Source organism: Vibrio sp. R78045 (assembly GCF_042466085.1).
GTDB lineage: Bacteria > Pseudomonadota > Gammaproteobacteria > Enterobacterales > Vibrionaceae > Vibrio > Vibrio cyclitrophicus.
Window position 1 is genome coordinate 293790 of record NZ_JAXHBS010000018.1, and the last position, 14942, is coordinate 308731.

16 protein-coding genes and 1 tRNA gene are annotated in these 14942 nt (G+C 42.5%); 7 read left to right on the forward strand and 10 right to left on the reverse strand.

What is annotated here, in order from left to right; genetic code table 11:
• Position 1: 1 nt before the first annotated feature.
• The 3 genes from SJY39_RS23020 (at position 2) to SJY39_RS23030 (ending at position 2162) form a co-directional block, all read left to right on the forward strand.
• Positions 2–1087: a class I mannose-6-phosphate isomerase gene (locus tag SJY39_RS23020; protein ID WP_016789538.1), complete on the forward strand. Its 1086-nt coding sequence runs from the start codon at positions 2–4 to the stop codon at positions 1085–1087.
• Between the two features lie 20 nt (positions 1088–1107).
• The gene (locus SJY39_RS23025) at positions 1108–1758 is read left to right on the forward strand and encodes an HAD family phosphatase (protein WP_016789537.1); all 651 of its coding nucleotides are present in this window, start codon (positions 1108–1110) and stop codon (positions 1756–1758) included.
• A 164-nt stretch (positions 1759–1922) separates the two neighbouring features.
• On the forward strand, positions 1923–2162 hold the full coding sequence (locus SJY39_RS23030) for a PAS factor family protein (RefSeq protein WP_004733935.1): 240 nt from the start codon (positions 1923–1925) through the stop codon (positions 2160–2162).
• A 250-nt stretch (positions 2163–2412) separates the two neighbouring features.
• Here SJY39_RS23030 and SJY39_RS23035 read toward each other — a convergent pair whose 3' ends face one another.
• The 4 genes from SJY39_RS23035 to SJY39_RS23050 all read right to left on the reverse strand — a co-directional run bounded on the left by SJY39_RS23035 (position 2413) and on the right by SJY39_RS23050 (position 7261).
• The gene (locus SJY39_RS23035) at positions 2413–4122 is read right to left on the reverse strand and encodes a methyl-accepting chemotaxis protein (protein WP_016789536.1); all 1710 of its coding nucleotides are present in this window, start codon (positions 4120–4122) and stop codon (positions 2413–2415) included.
• A gap of 559 nt (positions 4123–4681) precedes the next feature.
• A complete protein-coding gene (locus tag SJY39_RS23040; protein WP_010441160.1) occupies positions 4682–5098 on the reverse strand; it encodes a MarR family winged helix-turn-helix transcriptional regulator in 417 nt (138 codons plus the stop codon).
• Positions 5076–6062 (reverse strand): CDF family Co(II)/Ni(II) efflux transporter DmeF, encoded by a 987-nt coding sequence (gene dmeF / locus SJY39_RS23045; RefSeq protein WP_016789535.1) that lies wholly within the window; start codon positions 6060–6062, stop codon positions 5076–5078. The genes SJY39_RS23040 and dmeF overlap by 23 nt, the downstream gene beginning before the upstream one ends.
• A gap of 290 nt (positions 6063–6352) precedes the next feature.
• Complete coding sequence (locus SJY39_RS23050; RefSeq protein WP_010441164.1) at positions 6353–7261, reverse strand: LysR family transcriptional regulator; 909 nt, start codon at positions 7259–7261, stop codon at positions 6353–6355.
• A 183-nt stretch (positions 7262–7444) separates the two neighbouring features.
• Between SJY39_RS23050 and SJY39_RS23055 the strand changes: the two genes are divergently transcribed.
• Complete coding sequence (locus tag SJY39_RS23055; RefSeq protein WP_010441165.1) at positions 7445–8704, forward strand: adenylosuccinate synthase; 1260 nt, start codon at positions 7445–7447, stop codon at positions 8702–8704.
• Positions 8705–8795: 91 nt separating this feature from the next.
• Here the strand turns inward: SJY39_RS23055 and SJY39_RS23060 are convergent.
• Together SJY39_RS23060 and SJY39_RS23065 are read right to left on the reverse strand one after the other, a co-directional pair.
• Positions 8796–8872, reverse strand: a tRNA-Val gene (locus SJY39_RS23060).
• 265 nt (positions 8873–9137) lie between these two features.
• Positions 9138–9806, reverse strand: a complete 669-nt coding sequence (locus SJY39_RS23065; RefSeq protein ID WP_010441166.1) for a DUF2726 domain-containing protein — start codon at positions 9804–9806, stop codon at positions 9138–9140.
• Between the two features lie 273 nt (positions 9807–10079).
• Between SJY39_RS23065 and SJY39_RS23070 the strand changes: the two genes are divergently transcribed.
• Complete coding sequence (locus SJY39_RS23070) at positions 10080–10265, forward strand: hypothetical protein (RefSeq protein ID WP_010441167.1); 186 nt, start codon at positions 10080–10082, stop codon at positions 10263–10265.
• A gap of 199 nt (positions 10266–10464) precedes the next feature.
• Here SJY39_RS23070 and SJY39_RS23075 read toward each other — a convergent pair whose 3' ends face one another.
• On the reverse strand, positions 10465–10626 hold the full coding sequence (locus SJY39_RS23075; protein ID WP_022570743.1) for a GGDEF domain protein: 162 nt from the start codon (positions 10624–10626) through the stop codon (positions 10465–10467).
• A gap of 35 nt (positions 10627–10661) precedes the next feature.
• Complete coding sequence (locus SJY39_RS23080) at positions 10662–11270, reverse strand: diguanylate cyclase (protein ID WP_010441168.1); 609 nt, start codon at positions 11268–11270, stop codon at positions 10662–10664.
• Between the two features lie 258 nt (positions 11271–11528).
• Here SJY39_RS23080 and SJY39_RS23085 point away from each other — a divergent pair, with 258 nt between their 5' ends.
• Complete coding sequence (locus SJY39_RS23085; RefSeq protein ID WP_372275309.1) at positions 11529–12635, forward strand: M20/M25/M40 family metallo-hydrolase; 1107 nt, start codon at positions 11529–11531, stop codon at positions 12633–12635.
• Between the two features lie 111 nt (positions 12636–12746).
• Here SJY39_RS23085 and SJY39_RS23090 read toward each other — a convergent pair whose 3' ends face one another.
• Positions 12747–13169, reverse strand: coding sequence for a DUF3859 domain-containing protein (locus SJY39_RS23090; protein ID WP_016788722.1), 423 nt, complete (start codon positions 13167–13169; stop codon positions 12747–12749).
• Between the two features lie 74 nt (positions 13170–13243).
• Positions 13244–13612: an ATP-binding protein gene (locus SJY39_RS23095; RefSeq protein WP_016788723.1), complete on the reverse strand. Its 369-nt coding sequence runs from the start codon at positions 13610–13612 to the stop codon at positions 13244–13246.
• A gap of 275 nt (positions 13613–13887) precedes the next feature.
• On the opposite strand from SJY39_RS23095, the gene metA reads away from it, so the two are divergent.
• A complete protein-coding gene (gene metA / locus SJY39_RS23100; RefSeq protein ID WP_016798585.1) occupies positions 13888–14829 on the forward strand; it encodes a homoserine O-succinyltransferase in 942 nt (313 codons plus the stop codon).
• Positions 14830–14942: the final 113 nt, after the last annotated feature.

The window sequence follows — 14942 nt, forward strand, 5'->3', positions numbered from 1 at the left end:
CATGGAATACAAAAATAAGTTGATTCGATTTGGTCAGAACCGCGTTTGGCGCTCTTACAGTGGTGGTAAGGTTTTAGACCAAATTAATAACGAAAGCGTTCCGGTCGACTCTTATTTTCCTGAAGACTGGATTGCATCGGTCACTAAAGCCGTTAACCCAGGTCGAGAAACAATCAGTGAAGGTCAATCAACTGCGATTATCGGCAATCACTCACTCGATTTCGCCGAATTATTAGATCTAGATCCTGAGTATTTTTTAGGTAAAGAGCACTTCAGTAGATTCGGTCCTAACCCTATGGTTTTGATTAAGTTTCTAGACTCTTCAATTCGCTTACATTTCCAAGCACACCCAACCAGAGAGTTTGCCCAAAAGCACCTAGATTCAAATTCAGGCAAGGCTGAAGCCTACTATATTTTACAAGTTCGTGAAGAGATTGATGATCCTTATATTTATCTCGGATTTCAGACGCCTCCGACGAAAGAAACGTTGAAAGAGATCATTGTTGAACAAGATATTAACCGACTGAAAACTTGCTTCGAAAAAATCAAAGTCTCTCCTGGTGAGTGTTACTTTATTCCAGGAGGAATGCCTCACGCGATTGGCGAAGGCATTCTAATGATTGAGATAATGGAACCATCGGACTGGGCTGTTCGATTTGAGTTTGAACGAGCCGGTTATACACTTCCTGAAGAAGCTCGCTACATGAAGCGAGATTTGGACTTTTGCCTTGATGTTTTTGACTATTCAGAGAAGTCGGTTGAAGCTGTGGCAACTCAGAACAAGAAGACACCTCATCTATTAACAGCTTATGCTGACGGATCGGTAAAAGAGTCTCTCATTGATGACAAAACAACCGACAGATATCGGGTTTGTCGTACAAAAGTTATCACCAACATCACCAAATTTGAAAGTGAGTTTTATGTGGGTATTGTAACAGAGGGCAACTGCACAATTACCTTAGACGATGAGGTTTTAACACTACATAAGTACGACAAGTTCTTCTGCCCTGCAGGGGTTAATAATATTACTATCGATACTGAAAATGGCGTAGAGATCATTGAGTGCTACCCACCTTTAACCAATTAACTGCGAGTTAACGAATTAGAATGGAACCAATAGACCTTTATCATGATGCTTTTATTTTCGACATGGATGGAACATTAGTTAACTCTGAGCCATTAAAAGGTATGGCTTTAGCGCGCGCCTGTGAAGATTATGGTTCCATCGTTGACTACCGTATTTATCAAAATGTTATGGGAATGAAGTGGGAAAGAGTGGTGCAGTACTTCTTCGAAAACTGTGGTATTGCCCCTAATTTGGAGGAGTTTAATGCGAAATTTAAAGAGCACTACAGGTTAATTATTTTAAAAGATCTCACACTAAATGAAGGGGTGGAGAAGCTTCTAAAACAGATCCAGTATTCGGGTAAGCAATGCGCTGTTGTAACCTCTGCACAGTCGTGGATGACAGACCAAATTTTGAAAGCCTTTGATCTGGCTCACTTATTTGATTTAGTCATAACGAAAGAACATGTTGCAATGCACAAACCAGATCCAGAGTCATATTTACTGGCTCTATCTAGACTAGATGTATCTGCCAATAAAACCGTTATCTTTGAAGATTCAACGCCCGGACTTCAAGCTGGCTTAGCTAGTGGTTGCGAAGTCATTGCAATTCGACATGCATTCAACCAGAACAACGATTTTTTAGGCGCTTCTAGGATCATAGATAATTTCGGTGTTTGCAACTTAAGGTAATGACGAAACGTAAAGGCTATCAAACCGAGTAAAACTAGCTCTTTGTCAAAAAACAGAAGAATTTTCAAGTAAGATTATTTGCACTATTGTATGACATATATCACAGCAAGCTAGGGTCAAAAGATTATAAAATAAGCGCCTCCCACTTGACGATATAGAGACGAATGAACACTACAACCACTCTTGTTTATGACACTTTGAAAAGCCTTGCTGCTCACGCTCCTGAGCAGCACGCCGAGATTCGCCAGCGTTTATATGAGCAGTTGAGCCTGCCATTTAACAAGCAGCTCTCGCTATACGCTAACGTACTGGGGCCAATTAGCTCAGGTAAATTAGCGGGATGCGACAACATTGATAAGGCGGTTGAACTAGCACTAGACGTGCTAGAAGGTCGAAATAAGTAACCCCACGACTTCCCGCTTCAATCAATCAATTACTACGATTAAACGACCCTGCTCCTCCCCCCCTATAGGGTCGTTTTTTTCTTATCTAACAACGTTCTTCCCTTTCCATTCATTTTTCGCTTTAATTTGTTTGTAATTATCTAATTATTTCAGACACAAAAAAGCGCAGATTAACTGCGCCCTCAGATTACTAAGTCTGATTAATACCTCGCGGCGATTTTTTCTTACCTACCGAATGAAATCAAACCCACTATGACGTTTTAAACTGCGCTACCGCTCTATCCATATCATGAGCTTGTTCTGCCACTTTATCTACCTCCATTAAGCAGTGTTGAGCCGATGCGTTGTTGTCGTTCGAAATGGTGTTAAGCTCCGTGATTGAATCACTCACTTGCGCCATCACTGCGCCCTGCTCTTCAATCGCAGATGCAATACGTTCAGAGTTGCCTTGAATACTTTCCATGTCGCTCAAGATAAGCTGCAAACTTGCATCCAGTTCTTCTGAATCTTTGAGTGTTAGTTGCCCTTGTTGATTACATTCGCCAATCTCGGTCATCGAAGCGTTCATTTGACTTTGGATTGCGGTGACTACACTGGTGATTTCAGTGGTTGACTGGTGCGTTCTACTCGCCAGCGCTCGTACTTCATCCGCAACCACAGCGAAGCCACGGCCTTGTTCACCTGCTCGCGCGGCTTCAATGGCTGCATTCAATGCTAGCAGATTGGTTTGCTCTGCAATCCCTTGAATGATATTGACCGCGTCGCCAATTTGATCAACATGATGGTTCAATGAACTGATCGAGTCTTGGCTGCTTGAAAGACGTTCAGACAGCTGGGTAATATTGTTTATAGTGTCTACAACCACTTCACGACCTTTATCAGCATTCACTTTGGCTTGCTGGACACCCTCCGCAGCCACAGATGTACTTTCTGAGATTTCACCGATGGTGAGCACCATTTCTTGCACTGAAGTGGTCATGGTTGAAGTATGGTCAGCTTGCACTTCAAACTGTTTGATGACCGATTCAAGCTCATCATGCATGTTCGACGTGCTTTGCGTCAGTTGCAGTGACTTAGATTGAGACGCCGCGATTAAGCCTTCCAACTGATCAAGCAATTGGTTGAAATATTGGCCTAGCGTGCTGAGTTCATCTTTGCCATCAATGTGTGAACGAATGGACACATCGTTAGAATCGACAATGTTACGAATCACCGAAAGTAGAGATTCAATTTTACCGATGATAGAGCGGACAATTAACCAGCTGAACAGAATGATCGACACAAGCAATGTGACGCAAAGGATATTGTTAATCAGCGATAGCTTGTCCATCTCTTGTTGCGTTTGTTGCTCTAACACCGCTGAGAACTCTTTAAACTGAGTTTCTATAGCATGAGAACCGGAGCGTGCTTGTCCTAACAGACCTTCGTTGTGCTTCAAGCCAATGACTTGCTTCTGTGCGACCACTTGTTTAGCGGTATCTAACAACTTGCTTGAACTAACTGAAAGACCACTTGGATCGAATATGCCCTTTTCAATCAGATCATTAAACAAGTACAGTTCGACTTGTTGCTCTGCTTTGACTGTTGCACCGATGCTGTCTAGTTCTTCATGAAATCGACCGAGTAAGCCTTTATCTCGTGCTAATCCGTAGACTTCATAAGCTTTCGCCAATTCAACGAAGCTTACCTGGTAGGCTTCAATGTCATCACGTAACCGTGCTCTGTTGGCCAAACCCAAATCGCTAAGTACCGTATTGAGCTGAGATTCAGATTCTAAAAATTGGTTGTAGTTAACATCGAAGTTATCGAGATATTTTAAATCGCTACGTAACAAAAAATCTTTTTCGTTGCGGCGAAGGTTAAGCAATCGTACTTCAAGTTCCTTGGTGATTTGTTTAGCTTGGCTCATTTGAGCCGTGGTATCTGCAAATTGTGAAGTGGTAAACAGCAATGCAATCATGCCGAAAATGGAAAATATTCCCAATGAATAGAGCTTGTTCTTTATGTTCATGTATGTGACTCGTCTTTACTAATCTAATAATAGGTATCTAAGTTTTTGTGTAACTTTTGTTATCTTATTTTTATGTTTATCTAGCTTCAGTTATCTATCTAGCTCTAGTCGTTTGCATAACCTAGGTTATTTATATAGTGATTAACTCGTACTGTTCTCAATTGGATTTGAGCTACCAATGAGAGCGCACCTAAAGTTAGAATTATCAATAACACAAATTTCTAACATGTACATTAGTTGAATTATAGATTTGGGAGGCAGCTATTTGACGGGTCGAACAAGGCTTAAACAGCAGGCTACGTAAGGCTTTGAATCAAATAACTTTCATACTGCATTGACCTCGGTTGCTATAATGACATTATTTGGGCTCATCAGAGGAACCAAAATTATGCTCAATTTCTTCGATTCATAAAAAATGGACCGCCCCTACTCGGGTACGATCCACTTATCTATGTTCTTGCTAGCGGTTAGTTGTCGCTATTCGTTCTCAGCTTTATACTCACTCGAACTAAAATGCTTTTACCATTTTTGTCAGACATTTCAGCAATACGACTTTTTCGTCTTCTTCGAATTCTTGTGTGAGTTCATTGACCAAATTCAAGTGAAGCTGATTGTGATGAAGGTGGATCTTCTGCCCTTCATCGGTCAACGCTACGACTATCGCACGTCGGTCGGTTGGGTGTTCATGGCGCTCTATCAATTCGGCTTTCACTAGCTTTTCGATTTGAACAGTGAGTGTGCCTGTAGTGATGCCGAGCTTTTCTGCGAGTTCTTTCATTCTCAACGCGCCATGCATACCAAGCACTTCGATGGTATGAACTTGCGCTAAGGAGTAACCCGTTTCTTTGACAACAGATTGCTCCCACGAAGACATTTTATCGTAGAACTCGGTTAGTATTTGATTAAGCTGTTCTATATTTCGCATGGCCGTTTGAGTGCACTTCAAGAGTAAGATGGTTAATCTTATCAAACTTGGCGAGCATTTGTTTATATTCAGAGATGGTTTTATCACTGTTTGATTCAAGAGTAATCGCCGCTGAGTAGTGATGCCCGCTCACCTTCCACATGTGAAAATCTGTTACAATGGCGTAAGAAGCCAAAGCTTCGGTGATGCTTTGACGGTAGTCGTCACCAATATTCTCATCCAGTAGGATTGGACTGGTCTGCTTCATCAGGTTCATCGTCCACTTTGCAATTACTAGTGCGCCAATCATACCCATTGCGGCATCCAACCAGTTCCAACCGTAGAACTTACCAAATAACAGTGCAACAATCGCAAGCAGAGACGTCAGAGTATCCGCCAACACATGCATGTAGGCTGCGCGTAGGTTATGGTCATGATGGTGCTCACCATGCTTATGACTATGGTCGCTGTCGTGATCATGGCTATGTGAATGATCATGATTCTTACTATGATTGTGGCCATGCTCGTGTCCGTGGTCATGATGGTGATCGCCGAGTAAAAACATACTCACCACATTCACGGTTAAGCCAATACAGGCAACGATGATCGCTTCATTGAACTGAATTGCTTGTGGGTTAAACAAACGATGCACCGATTCCACCAGCATCAATAGTGCCACTATCCCCAATGCAATCGCACTGGTGTAGCCCCCTAACACGCTAACTTTACCTGTACCAAAAGAGAAACGTTCGCTCTCGGCATGTTTCTTCGCATAACGGTATGCAAATAAGGTGATGCCAAACGCTGCAGCATGCGTCCCCATGTGCCAACCATCGGCGAGTAATGCCATAGAGCCGTAAATGGTACCCGCAATAATTTCGACAATCATAGTAACGACGGTCAATAACAAGACATAGAATGTGCGTTTCTCACCTTGGCTGTTATGTGAAGAAAAGTTGTGTTGGTGACGTGTTGGAAAACTCAAAATAGCGTCCTTAGTTGGTATTGTGGTTAGGGCTATCTGTCATTAGGGCATGGTGCTGACAAATTCCCTTTGACTCACAAGTAATTTGATTATCAAATCAATTGATTGAAATTTAGTTTGATTGTCAAACTTTGTCAACGACGAATTTCAAAGCTCTGGTTTGCGAAAGTAATAATTGATGTGCGCTCCAATTAGCCCTATAGCCCATTGGTTGCAAAAGAACTGCGCTTGTTAAGCACAAAAAAGCCCATACTAGGCAGGCTTAGGTAAGTCAAAGTCAATGATGGCGCTTATTTGTTTTGCAGCAGACTAATCTCATCATTCACCCAACCTAACAATTGCTTGGTCGCTTTCGACAATACTTGGTTCTGGCGAACAATATAGCCAAGGCTCGTACTAGAAAAGTTCGTTAATGGTGTCACTTTCGAATGCAGATGCTGCTTGGTGGATACCGCGAATTCTGGAACAATCGCCACACCAAACCCCGCTTCCGCCCAATCGATTTGAGCATCGACACTCCCTACTTCCATCACCCTGTAATTTGGTAGATTCAGGTTTGGTAAACCTTCATCAATGAAATCACGCGTTCTCGTATCGTGGCCAAGTAGAATTAAGGTGAGCTCAGAATCTTCTTCTGCGCCTTTAACCTCATTCTCTATATTTCTTTCAGCCCCTTGAATATCAAACCCATCGCCTAGCGCACACCAAGAAAGATCCTGCAGCTTAGTGAAATATAACGACTCATTGTGTTGTTCTTTAGCGATAACAAATCCAAGATCCGCTTGAGCGTTTTTGATTAGGCTCGATGCTTGAGATGATGTGGTATTCAACAATGTTAGGTCTATACCCGGATACTGCGCTTTGAACTTCTGGAAAGGACGAATCAACAAGAATCGAGAAATGATGTCGCTGACAGCAATAGTCAAAGTGCCAATTTTGAGATCGTTAATAGCATTGAGATCTGCCTGGCAAATCTGTAGTTCGAGTAACGTTCTTTGGCTCGTTTCCAATAGCCGTTCACCCGCTTGAGTCAATTGAAATGGGCTTCTGTCTATCAACTTTATGCGTGTTTGTTGTTCTAGTTGTTTTAGGTGCAAACTCACATTGGGTTGTGTCATGTGTAGTGCATTGGCTGCTTTCCCAAAATGCTTGTACTCCGCAAGCGTTACAAACGTCTTTAACAAATTAATATCGAGCATCAAATCTCTCCTGTGTTCCTTGCATCATTATCTAAAATGAGAGACGAACCCAATAGGGAATCTCGCTTATGGTTTAAGACTTTAGAAGTATATGAAATCCTTATCAAGATAATAAAGATAATTAATTTCTCTTATCCACCTTGTGGGCCTAACATGATTTCTCAATCAGTTAGGAGAAAAATTATGCCATCTATCGTTGTTGTGGGCGCAAACTGGGGTGATGAAGGCAAAGGCCGCATCGTCGATTTTTTAGCAGACCAAGCTTCTGCTAGCATTCGTTTTCAAGGCGGAAACAATGCAGGCCATACCGTAGTAAATGACTTCGGTACATTTAAACTGCACCAACTACCAAGTGGTATTTTTAATCCTGATTGTACAGCGGTTCTTGGCCCAGGCATGGTGATCAGCCCTGCTGCGCTAACTCAAGAGATTGCAGAAGTTCAAGAGGCTGGCATCAAAGTTAAAATGGCGATCTCAGATCGTGCGACACTGTGTCTCCCTTTACACGCCCTTGAAGATACGCTTGAAGAAGAGCGTTTGGGCGACGGCGCTTACGGTTCAACACGTCAAGGTATTGCACCAGCGTACGGCGATCGTGTAATGAAAAAAGGCATTCTTGTGGGCTGGTTGAATCAACCTGAGATTTTAGAGCAACGCATTCAATTCCTGCTTGATTGGAAGATGCCTCAACTTAAAGCGCTATACCCTCAATGTGATTTCACTCAGACAGCTTCTGAAATGACAGAATGGCTACTTGAAGTGACTAAGGCTTGGCGCCCATTCATCTGCAACGTGACTGAGCCTCTTAAAGCACTGCAATCACAAGACGCAAACCTACTTTTTGAAGCTCAACTTGGTGCAGGCCGTGACCTTGTCTACGGTGAATACCCTTGGACGACGTCTTCTAATGTAACCGCAGCTTACGCGGGTATCGGTAGTGGCTTACCTGCCCTTCGCCCTGAGCGTGTTATTGCTGTTGCTAAATCGTTCAGCTCGTCTGTTGGTACTGGTACGCTAGTAACTGCAATGGAAGAGCAAGACAGCTTCCGCGAAAGCTCCAACGAATATGGTGCAACTACGGGTCGCCCACGTGATATGGGGTACTTTGATGCAGTAGCTACTCGCAACGGTGTTGACCTACAAGCCGCGACTGAAATCGCACTAACTAAGATTGATTGCCTATCTGGTTTATCCGAACTTAAGATCTGTACTGCTTACTCAGGTGAGCACACTGAGAATCCAATTTGGCCACAGACAGCTGAGCTAAAGCCCGTGTATGAAGACATGGCAGGCTGGGATGAAGACATCACTGGCTGCCGCACGTTTGAAAGCCTTCCTCAAGCGGCACAAGATTACGTAACTCGCATCGAAGAGTTGATGGGCGTACCAATCGTGATGGTATCGGTAGGTCCTGAGCGCGAGCAAATGATCATTCGAGGCTAAAGCCCTCTAGGTATTTAGCTATGACGGCTAGTTCTAGCTAAATACGACAGACACAAAAAAGCCCACACTAGGTGGGCTCTTTCGTATAATGTGGTGCCCGCTACTGGACTCGAACCAGTGACACCTTGCATGTCATGCAAGTACTCTAACCAACTGAGCTAAGCGGGCAATGCTGTGAAACTTAACTAACCGCTTTACTAAGTGGCTAACGCTTCAGAACGAGATGGATAATAACGAGTGAATGGGTAGCGTGCAAGGATAAATTTGCACAAAACTGTTCGTTTGCTTTTAAAAACAACAATCAGAATAAATTTTAAACACAAAGCAGATCAACGGGTTGAGATAGATCACATTTCAAGTCAACTTTACTGGCTAGCTACATAGACATGCTTTGTGTCTTTTAAACCTCCAACGGAACTTTTAGCTTGAGATATTAGTTTGACTCTTCTTCGCTATCGAATACCACGTTGTAGTTCTCAGTATAAGTACAGTTAGGCTGGCGACTGCAAGTAAAAAAGCGTCGTCCTTTATAGTCGCCTTGGCTAGCCAATTTTATGATCATCGGGCTACCACACTTTTTACAGAAGCGAACTTCCTTTGATGGTTCGATAAGATCGATATGTGCCGCCAACAATCTCTTTAAGCGACTCACTTGATAACTGTGTTTCACCGATGCACCGATCAACGGCAGGCCTGCTGACTTGCAAACGTGAATGAGCAGCTTTTCTCGGTCAACTTTGCCTTTGTTCAACTCTTTCCCATTATCGAGTTCAATGATGACACGTGGCTCTAATGTTCTTGGGTCACACACTACAAAATCAAAATAGCTACGAGATATCTTGTTATTGGCAATAAACCAGTTTTTCTTAGTATTACTTTTTGCAGGAGCAAGCACGTTCGCCATGTTCACTTTTGCAAACACCACGCCATGATTACCCACTGCTGAGATCAAGGCCGTATAAAAAGTGGCTTGCTGTACGTTGAGCAATGCCCCTTTTTTTTGATAAGCGTGGTCTTTTGTGTCGTCATGTTTAAATACGTACTTCTGAATGAAGTAAAAGAAGACGACAAGCACCACTACAACGATAAAAATATTAGTCATGTTCCACGCAAGTAGGGAGATTAAAGTGATTGTAGCGTAAGTAGAAAAGCATCATGTGGCAAGAAAAAGAGAATTAGTTGTTAACTCGAATCACGACCTTTCTCTTAGAGTTGTTCGCTAACTGCTTGATTTGAGATTTTAGATAACCGACACAGCTCTCTTATTTGAGTATTCGGTTATTATTTAGCCTCAAAATTGATATAGATCAATTAGTGCCAGTTTGTGATCAATTAGCCTGAAAAACGTTAGGCAAATGTTAATAAGGAAATTGATATGGAACTTAAACAAGACCCAAGATGTTATACCGACGTGTGTGTAAGTGGTAAATGGTTCCACTATGATCACTGCGGAACGCAAGCTTATATGTTAAAAGGCGGTTCTTCAGCAGTCATTGAACTGTCTAAAGAACCGACTACAGAAGGTGAGCTGGTCGAAATGCTGCAAGGTATCGCCAAATAAGCCGAATTGAACAAGACTGATATAGACAAATTCAAGATATCGCTAAGTAAAACCCATATTTAACTCAAACTTTGATATTAGCGTTCTGAAAGTATTCCAAAAGCCATTCTTGTCTCACGAAGATCAGAATGGCTTTATGTTTTCTAATCAGCAATTAACTTTCAGCGATGATGACTTGATTCCTACCCGACTCTTTCGCTTAATATAATGCATCATCCGCGGCTTTAAGGTACTTTTTGTAAGTATCTTGGTTGAGTTGGTTTTGAGAAATACCAATCGATGCCCCTATCGATGTAGTGAGGTTTAGAGAGCCGGAGTGCCTATCAATGGAACCAGACAACAACAGAACAAATTCTTCCACCCCCAGCGAGCCACTACGTCATTTGGGTATAAGTGTTACTTTACACTCCTTGCAACTTCCACTAATACCTCATCACCAACATCATGTCCAAAGGTGTCATTAACACGCTTAAAGTGGTCGAGATCTAGAATGACTATACAGATTCCAAACTGCGAAGTATTAAATGGCATTGGTTGAGTCAATAATTGCTCTAGATAACGTCGGTTGTATAACCCCATTAACTCACACGTTGTCGATTGAGTGATAAGAGCCTTATTTTTGCTTAGAATACTGCGAAGCCTAATCGCCAGCAATATAGCACTAATGCTGACCATTATAATTAATGCGACCACGATTCTGTTTCTAAGTTGTTCCTTTTGAAGTAATAATTCGTTGAGGTCTTTTTCAGTATTGAGTAGCTCATTTTCTTTGGCGAGTGTCGCGGTTGCATAATCTTGTTCTAATAAGAAAATGTCGCTCTGCCTTTTATCAAACAGCAGCGCTTTGTTGCCATGATAATATTGTTTGTAGTATTTCGGGGCAGTATCAAGGTCACCCTGGGATTCGTAATATTCAGCCAGTGTTTTTAATCTTAGCACTTTCCAACTTCTGCTCCCAACCACTTCAAAAAATGCAAATGCTCGTTCAAGATCACTCAATATCATGTATTAAGACCGTTACAAATTGAATGATCATATCACTGCTGTTTACTTATATTAGAAACTTATTATACCGATCGCTATGCAGATTAAAATATCGCTATTTAGCAGAATGACGACGTGTATTTCTCACTAATTAGAATAATCAGGCGACTTTCTTGATTTAACTCAGGCAATCATCTACCTCATTGGCGTTATAGTGATTTTCCTGTTCCTACCTCCGCGGATTTTTTAGAACAAGCGGAAGCATAATGAGAATTAACAATGACCCAAATTAATGAACAACGTCTTGTAGAACATTTCTGCGATCTAGTGAAAATTGATAGTGAATCTCGTAATGAAAAAGCGATTGCTAAAGCGTTGGCTGAACAACTTGGTGAACTAGGCTTTGAAGTTCACAAACTGGCTGTCCCTGAAGAAGTGTCTAACGGTTTCAACATCTACGCTCGTCTAGATGGCACTCTTCCAGGCAGCACAGTATTCAGTTGCCACATGGACACAGTAACACCAGGTATCGGCATTGAGCCAATCATCGAAGACGGTATCATCCGTTCAAAAGGTAACACAATTCTAGGTGGCGACGACAAGTCTGGTATCGCAGCTATCATGGAAGCGGTTCGTTGCATCAAAGCTGAAGGCAAAGAGCACAAAACTATCGAGATTGCGTTCACTGTCTTCGAAGAAGGCGGCTTGTTCGGCTCTTTGAATTTCGATATGTCTTACATTCAATCTGAGCGCGCTATCGTACTTGATACAGGCGGCCCAATTGGCACCATCGTAAACGCAGCTCCGGGTCAGCAGAAAATTGTTGCTAAGATCAAAGGTCGCCCTGCTCACGCTGGTTTAGCGCCAGAAGAAGGCATCAGCGCAATTCAAGTGGCTGCAGACGCAATCACTAAGATGAACCTGCTTCGTATCGATGAAGAAACAACAGCAAATGTTGGTATTGTTGAAGGCGGTCAAGCGACTAACATCGTAATGCCAGAGCTTAAAGTCGTGGCTGAAGCTCGTTCTCTAAGCGGCGAAAAGCTAACAGCTCAAGTTGAGCACATGATCTCTACATTCCAAGAGAGTGCGAAGCAGTTCGGCGCTGAAGTAGAAATCGAATCTACTCGTGCTTACGATGCATTCGTGATTGCAGACGATCACCCGCATATTCTTTCTATCAAATCAGCGTTTGAGAAGCTTGGCGTAACTGCGAACACTAAACGCACTGGTGGTGGTAGCGATGCAAACAACTTCAACGCGAAAGGCCTAACAACGGTTAACCTTTCTACTGGTATGGCGAAAGTTCACACCACTGAAGAATACATTGCAGTGAAAGACATGGTCGCAATCACTGAGTTTGTTGTCGCTTACGTGACTCAATAGTCTTACTTCTAAGCTAGGTGGAAATACCATTTAGCTCATATCAAAAAGCCGAGTCCCCACATAACGTGTGACTCGGCTTTTTATTGTCTGATTTTACCCAGAAGTTCGAGCCTAAAAACCTCTACGCTTCCAAAACTGGCTTTCGTCTTTTGCTACTAGGTCGAATGTCTTGTCGGCGATGATGTTACCTTTTAGCTCGACCGTCATGCGCCATTTGCCTAGCTTGTTCGAGACAGGCGCCCAGATAGTGTCACCTAAGTAGAAATCCCAATCATTGTTACCGACATACTCTTCGCCGTCGAACGGTTCGAGCACTTCACCTTTGTCTGTAGTGATGTCTGGGTGATAAATGCAATAACGGATCTTCTCACCTTTGGCTTTTTTGATATTCAAGATATAGCCAAATTCTACGTCGATTTCAGCATCAACGGTGGTAGTGAACTCTTGGATTTTTGGAAGATCTTTAGATTTGGAATCCCACGTGGAATAGATGCCATAAGAAGTCATGTCGACCACAACAGAGCGCTTTGCCATTTCAATCGTTACCTTGGAGTTGTTCTATTAATTTAATTCTATTTGCCATTCAGCCAAGCTGGATAAGCACGAGGCTATTCTTGCCAGTCTTTCGCCATACGTTTAATCACCGACGGTTCAATGTCGTGAATACTGCCATATTGCTCTCGGCAAACCTCAATGATCAAATCGGCTTTATATTTACGTGCAAGTTGGCGGTAGGCCTTCATTTCCCAGTGTTTAATAAAGGTATTCGAAACAACCACATCAAGCCCTTGCTTTAAGCCGTTTTCAGCCGTATTTTGACACCACTCATGAGCTTGTTGCAGCTGCCTAGGGTCAAAATGGTACTCACCTTGCTCATTCACATAATACATATCGGCTTCAACATGCAATGCATCGTAGGTTTTTGCTTTTGTTGATTTGCCAGAACCGGGCAACCCTCGAATGAGTATTAACTTCATCTGTCACTTTACAGGCTAATTCGAAAACATGAGTTTATCGTAAATAGTAACGAGTTTCTCTGATAACTGCCTTTGCTCAGTATACGAAAACCAAGTCCTCACACACGACTCCGATAATCACTGAATACAATGAGACTCCCCTCGAAGCCCTTGTATTGCTTCTGATAGAAAACACAAATTATTTACATCTATCCATTTTGCATGTCGACAAGCGTATCAAACTACTATAGATTTAGATGTATAGACGTCTACATATCCAGCTTAGGGAGAAAGCTTTGCCTATTCGCATTCCAGACCAATTGCCAGCATCCGATGTTCTTCGTGAAGAAAACATCTTCGTTATGCCGTTATCAAGAGCATCGACACAGGAAATTCGTCCACTTCGAGTCTTGATCCTCAATCTAATGCCGAAGAAGATTGAAACTGAAACTCAATTTTTACGCCTACTATCAAACAGCCCATTGCAAGTGGATGTAGAGCTGCTGCGCATTGATGACCGACCAAGTAAAAACACACCGACTGAACACCTTGATAACTTCTACCGCCAATTTGAAATGGTCAAAAGCAGAAACTTTGATGGATTGATCATTACTGGTGCACCGCTTGGCTTGGTTCAATTTGAAGATGTAATCTATTGGGACCATCTGAAAACCATCATGGAATGGGCAAACAAGCACGTTACTTCAACGCTATACGTGTGTTGGGCAGCTCAGGCTGGTTTGAAATTACTGTATGATTTACCAAAACGCACTCGAAAAGAGAAGTTGTCTGGTGTTTATAACCACGAGATACATAACCCATACCACCCTATTTTACGTGGCTTCGACGATACATTCTTGGCACCGCACTCTCGCTATGCTGACTTCTCTCAGGAGTACTTAGCGGAGCATACAGATCTAGATGTTCTTGCGACGTCTGATGTTGCGGGCGTATACCTAGCGGCGACCAAAGATAAGCGAAACGTGTTTGTAACGGGTCACCCTGAGTACGACTCCCATACACTTCACAATGAATACATTCGTGATCTGGGTGAAGGCATGGAGCCTGTGATTCCAATCAACTACTACCCGAACAACAACCCAGACAACAAGCCCGTTGCAAGCTGGCGTAGTCACGGACACTTGTTGTTCTCTAACTGGCTAAACTACTGCGTTTACCAACAAACGCCTTACGATCTGGATCATTTCAGCGAAGACAATTTTACCAAAGACGATTAGATTCTTACTTCCGATTCACAAACACATAAAACCGTGTTCAATAGGTTATTGATAAAATGACGAATTGAACGCGGTTTTTTTATGGTGTGTGAGTCGCATTCCATAATAGATTT

Coding starts and splice junctions, on each gene's coding strand:
- SJY39_RS23035 (WP_016789536.1), bottom strand. CDS start 4,122: ATGATTGCATTGCTGTTTACCACTTCACAATTTGCAGATACCACGGCT.
- SJY39_RS23030 (WP_004733935.1), top strand. CDS start 1,923: ATGAACACTACAACCACTCTTGTTTATGACACTTTGAAAAGCCTTGCT.
- SJY39_RS23020 (WP_016789538.1), top strand. CDS start 2: ATGGAATACAAAAATAAGTTGATTCGATTTGGTCAGAACCGCGTTTGG.
- SJY39_RS23070 (WP_010441167.1), top strand. CDS start 10,080: ATGGAACTTAAACAAGACCCAAGATGTTATACCGACGTGTGTGTAAGT.
- SJY39_RS23085 (WP_372275309.1), top strand. CDS start 11,529: ATGACCCAAATTAATGAACAACGTCTTGTAGAACATTTCTGCGATCTA.
- SJY39_RS23065 (WP_010441166.1), bottom strand. CDS start 9,806: ATGACTAATATTTTTATCGTTGTAGTGGTGCTTGTCGTCTTCTTTTAC.
- SJY39_RS23025 (WP_016789537.1), top strand. CDS start 1,108: ATGGAACCAATAGACCTTTATCATGATGCTTTTATTTTCGACATGGAT.
- SJY39_RS23040 (WP_010441160.1), bottom strand. CDS start 5,098: ATGCGAAATATAGAACAGCTTAATCAAATACTAACCGAGTTCTACGAT.
- SJY39_RS23080 (WP_010441168.1), bottom strand. CDS start 11,270: ATGATATTGAGTGATCTTGAACGAGCATTTGCATTTTTTGAAGTGGTT.
- SJY39_RS23090 (WP_016788722.1), bottom strand. CDS start 13,169: ATGGCAAAGCGCTCTGTTGTGGTCGACATGACTTCTTATGGCATCTAT.
- SJY39_RS23055 (WP_010441165.1), top strand. CDS start 7,445: ATGCCATCTATCGTTGTTGTGGGCGCAAACTGGGGTGATGAAGGCAAA.
- SJY39_RS23050 (WP_010441164.1), bottom strand. CDS start 7,261: ATGCTCGATATTAATTTGTTAAAGACGTTTGTAACGCTTGCGGAGTAC.
- SJY39_RS23095 (WP_016788723.1), bottom strand. CDS start 13,612: ATGAAGTTAATACTCATTCGAGGGTTGCCCGGTTCTGGCAAATCAACA.